Origin of the sequence: Mycoplasma enhydrae (assembly GCF_025779955.1) — a bacterium.
GTDB lineage: Bacteria > Bacillota_I > Bacilli_A > Mycoplasmatales > Metamycoplasmataceae > Metamycoplasma > Metamycoplasma enhydrae.
This window is the reverse complement of sequence record NZ_JAOXHI010000002.1, coordinates 100,815-110,715: the sequence shown is the minus strand read 5'-3', so window position 1 is coordinate 110,715 and position 9,901 is coordinate 100,815. Positions and strand designations below refer to the sequence as shown.

At 21.4% G+C, this 9,901-nt stretch carries 7 protein-coding genes; 1 reads left to right on the top strand and 6 read right to left on the bottom strand.

Annotation, left to right across the window (positions count from 1 at the left end; all coding sequences use genetic code 4):
* The first annotated feature begins 6 nt into the window (after positions 1 to 6).
* Positions 7 to 96 (top strand): IS3 family transposase, encoded by a 90-nt coding sequence (locus tag OF364_RS03060; RefSeq protein ID WP_373422513.1) that lies wholly within the window; start codon positions 7 to 9, stop codon positions 94 to 96.
* A 100-nt stretch (positions 97 to 196) separates the two neighbouring features.
* Here the strand turns inward: OF364_RS03060 and OF364_RS01120 are convergent, their stop codons facing one another.
* The 6 genes from OF364_RS01120 to OF364_RS01095 all read right to left on the bottom strand — a co-directional run bounded on the left by OF364_RS01120 (position 197) and on the right by OF364_RS01095 (position 9,768).
* Entirely contained in the window at positions 197 to 1,291 is a 1,095-nt protein-coding gene (locus tag OF364_RS01120; protein WP_205851481.1) for a hypothetical protein, read from the bottom strand.
* A gap of 1 nt (position 1,292) precedes the next feature.
* Entirely contained in the window at positions 1,293 to 3,476 is a 2,184-nt protein-coding gene (locus OF364_RS01115) for a hypothetical protein (protein ID WP_263773978.1), read from the bottom strand.
* A gap of 74 nt (positions 3,477 to 3,550) precedes the next feature.
* Positions 3,551 to 3,724 (bottom strand): hypothetical protein, encoded by a 174-nt coding sequence (locus OF364_RS01110; RefSeq protein ID WP_263773977.1) that lies wholly within the window; start codon positions 3,722 to 3,724, stop codon positions 3,551 to 3,553.
* Positions 3,717 to 7,319 (bottom strand): hypothetical protein, encoded by a 3,603-nt coding sequence (locus OF364_RS01105; RefSeq protein WP_205851483.1) that lies wholly within the window; start codon positions 7,317 to 7,319, stop codon positions 3,717 to 3,719. The genes OF364_RS01110 and OF364_RS01105 overlap by 8 nt, the downstream gene beginning before the upstream one ends.
* 3 nt (positions 7,320 to 7,322) lie before the next feature.
* Positions 7,323 to 8,564 carry a ligand-binding sensor domain-containing protein gene (locus OF364_RS01100; RefSeq protein WP_263773976.1) on the bottom strand — a complete coding sequence of 414 codons (1,242 nt, stop codon included), beginning with the start codon at positions 8,562 to 8,564 and terminating at the stop codon, positions 7,323 to 7,325.
* A gap of 496 nt (positions 8,565 to 9,060) precedes the next feature.
* The gene (locus OF364_RS01095) at positions 9,061 to 9,768 is read right to left on the bottom strand and encodes an ATP-binding cassette domain-containing protein (RefSeq protein WP_205851485.1); all 708 of its coding nucleotides are present in this window, start codon (positions 9,766 to 9,768) and stop codon (positions 9,061 to 9,063) included.
* Positions 9,769 to 9,901 lie beyond the last annotated feature (133 nt).

Genomic DNA, 9,901 nt, shown 5'->3' with positions numbered 1-9,901 from the left:
GAGCTAATTACTGACTTTATAAATTACTATAATAATATTAGAATACAAATTAAACTAAAAAACCTCTCTCCGTGTCATTACATGAGAAAGGTTTAATTGATTTGTCCACTAATAGGGGACATGTTTAGCTACCCACATTTATATTTACAATATTGTGCTTGAATTTTCAATTTGGCAAATAGTAAGCAAATTTTTACTATTTTTTTCAAGGATTTTTTATTTCTTCAATTTGTGAATTTTTTCCTGTTTGAAATTTGAAATGAGAATATAAATTATTGTGCAAAAAGGTTTTTATTTCAATATCATTTTGATAAAACAAATCTTTATTGTCAAATTTATTTGTCTTAAATAAACTCTTCAATTCAATATTATTTTTTTCAAAAATAAAAATTTGTTCTGGTAAAATCACATGTGAAGAATGGTACTCTTTTTTAAAAGTTTTGTATCAAACGTTGAAACTATTATCAACTTCTTTGCCATTTTTTAACAATATATAATGACTATTTTCATTATAACCATCATCTTTCATATTTTTAAGTAATTTAGGTTTTTTTCTGAAGTTAAATAGATTTAAAAAATTATCAAATTCAATATAGTTTAAAGGAAGGGGATATTCTCAATAGTTAATAGCATCCTTCAATTTAATTGATTTTTTTCAATAATCACTAGTAAAAATAAATTTGGAAAAATATCCCATTCCATACTCTATATCTTTTTTAAATTTAAATTCTTCAAGATCAACGCCAGAAACAGATATATCAATATTTAAATTAGGTATTGTTGAAATTTTTTCTAAAAAGCTTACAAATTGATTATTAACTTTTCAAAAAGAATTGTATGACGTTTTATCTCAAAAAGAATAACATCATTCTCCATCTTTATAATTTCTGGGATTTAAGTTAATTTTAACCTCCTTAGAAAAAGGTATATTTGTTATTTCTAATGTATTTAGTTCTTTGGGAAGATATTTTTCTAACATTTTTTTAAATATTTCAAGTTTTTTCATAAAGTCTTCATATCAAACAGTAAAATCTTTATAAACTTCTGGAAAAACTTCAATAGCAGGAATTCTATTAACATAAATATAATCTTTATTAACAGTAAAATCTTCAAAATCATCAAATATTAAATTATTTTTATCAATATATCTTTTTTTATATTCTAAAATTTTTAGATCTTCTTCTGTTAATTCTTTCTTTTTTGTATTTATACAAGAAGCTGAAATCAGCGGCAAACCAATAGCAGCTAAACTTAAAGAACCAGCTAAAATTTTAATCATTTTTCTTTTCATATTAGTTTATATTCTCCTTATGAATTTCAATATATTTATATATATATTTGTTTAAATCAGTTAAATTTTCAAAGTAGTATTTATTTCCACTTAAATTAATTTCTCATAAATCAAACAAATTAAGATCATATAATAAACTATTATTTTTCTCATCAACATAATATATTTTTTCCTTAGAAGGTAATATGAGTTTTCCCAAAAGTAAATTATAATTTTGCAATAGTATTTCTGGATCGTTGAACTCTAATAGTTTATTATTAATTTCAATATTATTTGCTTTAAGTGCGCTTTCTAATTTTTGAATTTTATATTTTATTCTAGGCACTATTCCATTTTTTAAAAGTTTCTCTTTAAATTTTTTATATTCCAATTCGTTAAATACTATTTCTTCAATGTAGGGGCGATTCAAATTATAGTTATTATCAATGTGAGATGCAAAAGTCTTAAATAATTTTAAAGGAATATTTTTAATATCAATGTTTAAAAATTTGTTCTCTTTAAGTGTTTTTAATAAAAAAGTTTCATTGTTATTATTATCTTTATTAAAAACAAAATTAATATCTTTTTGTCCTCCTTTTGCTTTATCTTTTGATCATTTTATTCAAGTTTTAAAAGCATACAGAATTTTTTCTTTTGTAGAATGTAGATTATTAAAATTATCAAGAGTTAAAGAATCATTATCTTTATTCATTTTTATAAATTCTTCATAAAAATCTTTATTATCTTTCAAATTTATAATTATGTAGTTTTTATCTCTATACATATTATTTATTAAGTTATTAGAGATATTTATATATTTTGTTTTATCATTTAAATCATCACTATTTATATATCAAATTGGATTATTTTCATAATAAACAACTTGCACTGGTTTAATTATATTATTTGATTCTAAAGGATTTGGTTTTAAACTCATATCAATAAAATCTTCAGATTTTGTCATATAATTTAAAGATTTTTCAAAATTTGAAAAATTACTAGATATTGGGCTTTCCCTTCTTTTTTTTGTTGTAAATTTAATATCATTAAAATCAATTTCAATGTTTGATTTTGGCGCCTTAATTTGTTTATTTGATTGCAAATAATTATAAGTTAAACTGTAAATAGAATCACTCATGTTTAATAGAACGCCCTTGAAAATATCGTCTTCAAAATCGCCTTCTTTTATTGCCTTAAGAAAGAGTTTGTCAAAATTTTTTCTAGATAAAGTAAAAATTTCATCATTAAAACTTTTTTCATTAGGTTCTATAGATATATTAAAAGTAAAATTTGTTTTTATTCAACTTCTTTTTCTAAAAAATCCTGATGGAATGTACCAATTTAACCAAAATGATGGAAAAATTGTATTGTATCTAAAATCGTTGCAAGACTCAAACGAAAAATTAGAAAAGTCCAAAAAATTATTTCCATTTTTAAGCGAAAGTTTTTCTCCAAAATATTCAGTTTTCATTACAAAAGTTTCGTATTTCACTTTTTTATCAAATAAATCATTAAATTTATTAAAATTAGTAAAAAGTTCTTCATTTAAAAGGTATTTTTTTAATCAATTTAAATTAACTGTTTTTTCTATTGAATTTCCATTTTGAATTCATGGTTTTTCTGAACTAAAAGTATTATATTTTATAAAATTTACTCAATATCTAGAATCTGGTATATTTTCTCCTTCATACTGATAATTTTTTTTAAAATAAATTTTAATTTTATATAAAGGAATTTTATTATTTATATCTAAAAGTTTATTTTCATGTAATTCAATAATTTTGTCAATTACTGAATTTAATAATTTTCTTTTATGTGCATTAAATGATAAAACATCCTCGCCATCATTATTTTTTAAAATATAACCTTGTTTAAATTGACCCTCTTTTATTAGTAAATTTAAAAAATCTTGTTGATCTGATTCTACAAAAGGATTAAAATAATGAAGTTCATTTTGCTTATCTTTATATTCATAAAATAAATTATTTATTGTATTTCTGTCATAATTATCTAAAATGCTTTTTTTCGCTTCGGGTTCATTTTTATACTCATTACCATATAAGTCCAAATATCTTTTAATGATATCACTTTCATCTAAATACGTTGAAATAGCAGATTGTTTATCAGGTACATAATTATTATAAATGTTTTTATAAGCTGGTTTTATTTTAGAAGAATCATATAAATTTACATATGATTTATCCATACTAATAATTGAATCATCGTTTTTAAACTGCTTTTTTCCAATATAACGTTTAGCATTAACTTGACCATTTTCTTTTAAATAATTAAAAGCTTCTTTTTTTGAATTAAATATTTTTTTTGACCATTTATTTCTAAATTAAATTGTTTTTCTTCATTTTTTGTTTCTCTAGAAGCAACTATTGTTGGAGAAAAGACTGTTGCTACTGGAGCAGTTAATGAAAAAGCGTTCAATAATAATTTTTTAAGCATTTGTTCTCTCCTTTTTGTTTTTAATTGCTTCTTTTCCTAGAGTTTCACAGTATTTAATTAATTCATCTCAAGAATCAAATTCTCTACCATTAAATAAATATTTTTTGCCTATATTGATTTTGATAGTTTCTTTATAAATGCCTAAATATGAATCATTCTTTAAAAATTTAATAGCATCATCGAAAGATATAAATGACTTCATTTCACCTAATTTGTTTGTAATTGTATAAACATTATATTTATAAGATTTTTTTAAATCCTTATAATTATACAATTTTAAATATTGCTCTTCAGAGGATACTTTTGAATGTACATTAAACTTTGACCTAAATGTTTCTAATTTTTTTTCTAAATCATTAAGAGAATTTCAATAATAAAATTCACCTTTTGAATTTTTCAAATTACAATCGAAAATTAAATAATTTTTTTCTAAATCTTTATTTGAATTTAAGTCTTTTTGAATTTTTTTATAATCATATAGTATATTTCCATATTGTCTATTTTCTAAAATTGCTGTCTGGTCTTCAGGAATGTCCCCATTTAGTTTAGGTATTTGCAATACTAAAATAGGTCGTAAATCATCTCTAATAAATTTTATATATTCCTTTTTTAATTCTTTGAAAGTACCTATTCATTTTAAATTATCATTTTCTAAAAATCTTAAGTACCCTCCTAAAGACCAATATTTATCTATTTTTTTGTTTTTAATTAACTCATTTACTAGTTTTTCCAAACTATCTTGATAAAAATCTATTTGCTTTTCTTTTTCATTTTTTTCAAAAGAATAAACTCTTTTAAATATGTATTCATCATTATTATTGTAAATATTATTTAAAGAAAAATCAATTAAATCTTTTTTTAGATTATCTTTTTCTAAAGATGAATATTCTTTTTCATTAAAATATAATGAACTATTAACAAATTCGGGCATTATTTCAATTGGTTCCATTGGCTTACAATCCTTAATTGATCTAGTTTTTGTTTGGTGTGAATTTCAAAAACGAGAATGAGTAAGTCCGCCATCTCAAATATATATATTGCTACTTCCGGTATCAGAAAAAACATAATCGCTTGGAATTGTTTTACCTATAATTTGAAAAATAATGTCTATAAACATTTCAGCAAAAACTGCAAAAATCTGAAATATTGGGCCTAAAATAGACAAGAAACCCATTATACTTTTAACCATAAAACTAGTTAAGCCTTGAATATCAAAATCAATAGAAAAATCCTTATATTGAGAAGCATGATTTTGAAAAACATTAAATGTTTCGGAAAAAATAGAAGCCAATTCTTTAACTTGGATTGGTTTTTCATATATTTTCTTTGCTTCTTTTTGTTCTGCTTTTATTGAAAAAACTGTATTTGTCTTATTTATTACATAAATTGCTCTGGTTCTGATGCTGAATTTATTGGTATATGCTTTTTTTGCAGACCATTTTTTATATTGTTTATAAATATTATTTAAAAACTCCAAAGAGTATCTATTAGTAGAAATTCATGTTCCAGTATCTTGTTTTCATTCTTCATCTAAATTCATAGAAAAGTTTTGTTTTGCAATGTAGTTTAGTTCTTTTTTATGTTTTACAAAAAACTTTTTAAGCTCTTCATTTTGTTTATTATAATTTTTTTCATTTAATAATGTTTTGAGTTTTTGAATCAAATCTCTTGTTGTTTTCTTTATTATTTTATTAAAATTATTAGCATTATTAGCAATAAAATTAAATAAACTTATTTTATATTTGCCATGTATTACAGCTGTTTTGTTTTCAATGTATCTATTGTCTTTAGAATTAAATATATATGATGAATCTTTCTTGGATACTAAGGAGTATTCTTCATATATTTTCTTATATTTTTCTAATTCTTTTAGATTCTCTGTTTTTCAAAATAACATTGAATCATTAAAGGAAATTAGTGAATTAGTTGTATTTACATTATTAATTGCAAAAGTTATTACTGATATTGCATTGATAGCCTTTCTACTATTAGCAATAGTGTCAACAAAAAAATTGTAGCTAGTATTAAAATCAAAATCCACATTTTTAATATTATAAATATCAATTAAATTGATTTCTTTCCCCTGATTGTTAACATAAAATTCTGGTCCTAATACCTGTTTTATAGATTCATTAATTTCATTAAATAATTTATAAAAATATTTTTTAAAGGATACTATAGTTTTTATAGGAGCTTTATATTTAGCCAAATATGCAAGGCCCGAAAGATAAGAAATAACAATTCCACTAAATAAATCACCATTTTTTCCATCAATCATAAAATTTGAAATATTTTGCAATTTTTGGTATAAATTCTCTTTTTCGCTTATTTGCACCTTTTTTAACATATAAATCAATTTTTGAGAATCGTCTCTAAATTTAAAATAATTAAGAGCAGATAACCTATCAGCATAATTTTGTGAAATAAAATTTTTATCAGCTTTTGGATTTTTATCGAAATAATTATAAATTTCATATGAATTATTAGCCTTTAATAAGTTTGAAATAAAATTATTAACTATTTTTCTAGTTACTGATTGATTTATTATTTGCTTATTATCGATTCTCTTGTGTTCTATTCATCGATCCTTTTCTGTGAATTTTAAAATATCATTGCTAGAACTTTCAAGAACATATTCTCCATACAAATTAGCTGGGTCATCTTTATGAATGTCCACTAAAAATTTTTTCTTTCCAGTATTAGGTTTTATATTGATAATTGGTGAGCTATAATCATGAGATTTCTGTAGAATATTGTCAACAAAATATTCTTCTGTATAGATTTCGTTCGTTTGTTTATTTTTAACATAGGTTTTGTGATTATTTTTTATAAAACTAATTAATTTTTCGTTCTCATAAGAATTTAGATTTGAAAAATCATTTTTTAAACTTACAATTTTTCCATTAGGTGCTCTAAATACATTTTTAGGCGATTCTATTTTCAAATAGTCTAATAACTTTCTAATTTTAAATTCTTGCTCTGATTCTGTTTTATTCTCTTTTTTTAATCCTTCGATTTCAACAACTTTATTTGTTATTTCCTCAATAATCTTTTCTCTAGAATCATAGTATTTACCTTTAAATTTAAAGAAAGAATTAATGCTTGAATAAGAATCTTTGGCATCATTTTCATTATCATAAGCATAGCCATCTTTACCCATAAAAAATAATTTTTCATGATCATTATTACTAAAATTAATTTTTGATAACTGTTTTTCAGATAAGGAACCATCTTGATTTAAATTGTCTTTATCTGTAAAATAGTCTAGATTTTCGTAAAAAGTCCCTTCTTGAGTAACTATGTTTTTTGCTAAATATTGTTTTAATTCATGCAAATCATTAAAAGATTTATTATTATTTCTCGAATAATAAGTTATCTGATTTTTTGATAGTTCCTTTACACTAGTCATAGCCCTAATTGCAGATTCTCATTCTCTTTTAGAATTAAAAGAAATATTTTGTAAATAATACTTCTTAGATTCGGCTTCTTCCTTAAAAAGTCCAGATAATTGAATTATGGGAACACTAATCAAAGTTGTTGCCAATATAGAAAATGGAATTGTGTTAAATAATATTTTTTTTGTTTTTTTATTCATATACTATATCTCCTTGCTCTTGCTTTTATTTATTAAATATATTATTAAAGAAAATAAAACTGTGAAACCAACTACAGCAAAACTAAAATCATTTTTATTGATATATTCGGTTTTGAAATTTAAACTATATTTATAGTTTTTAGCTATATTGGAATTAGGTGATAAATTTAAACTATATATAGTATTATCATTCAAACTTAAAGACTGTAAATCTTCTAAAAGTTTTAAAATATTTCTAAATTTATAAGAATTTTCTGAGACATAATTAATTCATTCATTCTGGTTATTAATGTTAGAAAAAACATTATTAAATCTGTCTATTTGTATTTTAAATCTTTCCAAATCATTATTCAAAATTGAAATTTCATTATTGTTTAAAAAGATTACCATTTGATTTTTAATAAATTCTTCATCTTTATAAGTAATTTTTTCTTCCATATTTATAGTATTATTTTCAGGAATTGCATTTTGAATAAATAATAAAGAATTTTTATTTTTTATATTTTGTTCCATAAATATAGGCCTATCAAAAAATAATAAATTAACCATTTTATAAAAATCATCGCCAAATTCGTTGATTAAATTATTTCTAAGCTGATTATTATTCTTTATTATTAATTCAAAGTCTCGTCTAAGGTATTGAATATTTTTATTTTTTTTACCTAAGAAAATTTGAATTGCTTTAATTTCTTTTTCTGAAAATTCTTTTATATTTCATACTGGCTTATTTAATTTTATAAAAATACTATTTATATTGATTTTTGGTAGTTTATTAAATATTTCATTTTTAAATAAATTAATAATCTCAATATTATTTAATTTAATTGTTTCTAATCCAGCCAATTCATAAATAAAATAATTATTCTCTTTTTTTCATAAAGTTTCTTCTCAATTTGAGTGAAAAATAAAGTTATTGTACTTTTTATTATAATTATATTTTAAATAATCTTCCAAACCAAAATTGCTTAAATTTCTATTTACAAAAATGTTTGGAAGTAAATAGAAACCATTTAGTATATCAACATAATTTTTATTCAAGTTTTTGCTTAATTCAACATTATTATCTTCAACAGTTGATATATAGTACTTATTTTTTGAAACATTATTTTCTTTTTGCAATTCTAAAATTTTATAATAATTATTACTATTTACATTTTGATGTGTTTTGTATAAAAATGTTCTTGTAATAAAGGGTAATGTTACCATAAAAGTAGCTGCTAATAAATAAGTTGTATTTCTTACCAAAATTTTACGCGAAAAAGAAATTAAGAAAACAAGAATAATGAAAATTAAATAAAAAGTGAAAAAGTTAGCAAAAACAAAAGAGACAAAAAACCCAAATAAATAAGAAACGCTTGATATTTTTATAAAATACAAGCTGACAAATAATATTGATCAAATGAAATTAATTATTAGAAAAACAATAGCAATAAATAATAATTTTGAATTAAAGATTAGTCTTTTATTAGAAAATGTAGAGTTCATTAGGTTTTCATACTGATTTTTTTTAGAATTAATAAAAAACAATTGAACAAAAATAATTGCATAAAATATATTAATTATAAAAACTAAAAAAAAATTTATTCAATTAAATGATTCGTATAATTTAGGTAAAACAACAATTGGAATAATCGCCCCCACAAGAAGAAAAGACAAGGATAATATTATTAAATAAAATTTATTTTTTATAAAATAGTTAAAGTGTTTTTTTAATAAAATTTTCATTCCTTTCCCTCCCGAGTTATCCAATAATATGTTTATTATATAAAGTTATTAAATCTTGACTATTAGATATTTCTCCTGTTCAAACAATTTCCCCTCTTTTAATAAAGGTTGCATCTTTAGTGTATTTTTTTACTTCATCAATTAAATGAGTGGAAATAAAAACAGTAATTCCTAATTCACCAAAATTATTCAATTTCTTATATAGCATCTTTCTAGCTGTAGGATCAAGATTAGAATCTGGTTCATCTAAAAACAATAAAGTAGGACAGGCTAATTCAGAAAATAATAAAATTAATTTTTTTTGTTCCCCACTTGAAAATGAATTAGGATTATTATTAATTTTATTTTCTAAACCATATTCTTTGAATTTATCCAAAATTAAATTTTTGTTTACTTTCTTATCGTTAAATAGATAAATATATTCCTTAACATACTCAAACGCATTTAAATAATGAGGGAATTTTAAATTGGTATTAAAAAATAAAAAAGATTTTGGCACATTAATACTGTCAAAATCTTTATCATTAAATAATAAATCGCCTTCAAAATTTAAATCATTACCTGAACAAATGTTCATTAATGTTGATTTGCCGGCTCCATTTTCACCAATAAAAACATGAATTCTATTTTCGAACACTATAAAATTGGCATTCTTAATAATAGAATGTTTTCCAATATTTTTATAAATTTTTTTCGCTTCAAAAATTTTCCTATTTTTTATCATAAGTTACTTTTATAATAATTATATAACATATTTTTTATTTAAAAAGTAATATAGTTAAAATGTAAGAAGTGTAGATATGTAAATTCAAAAGTAATTTTTATTTGTATATCAAAGAAATTGATTTATTGTTTTC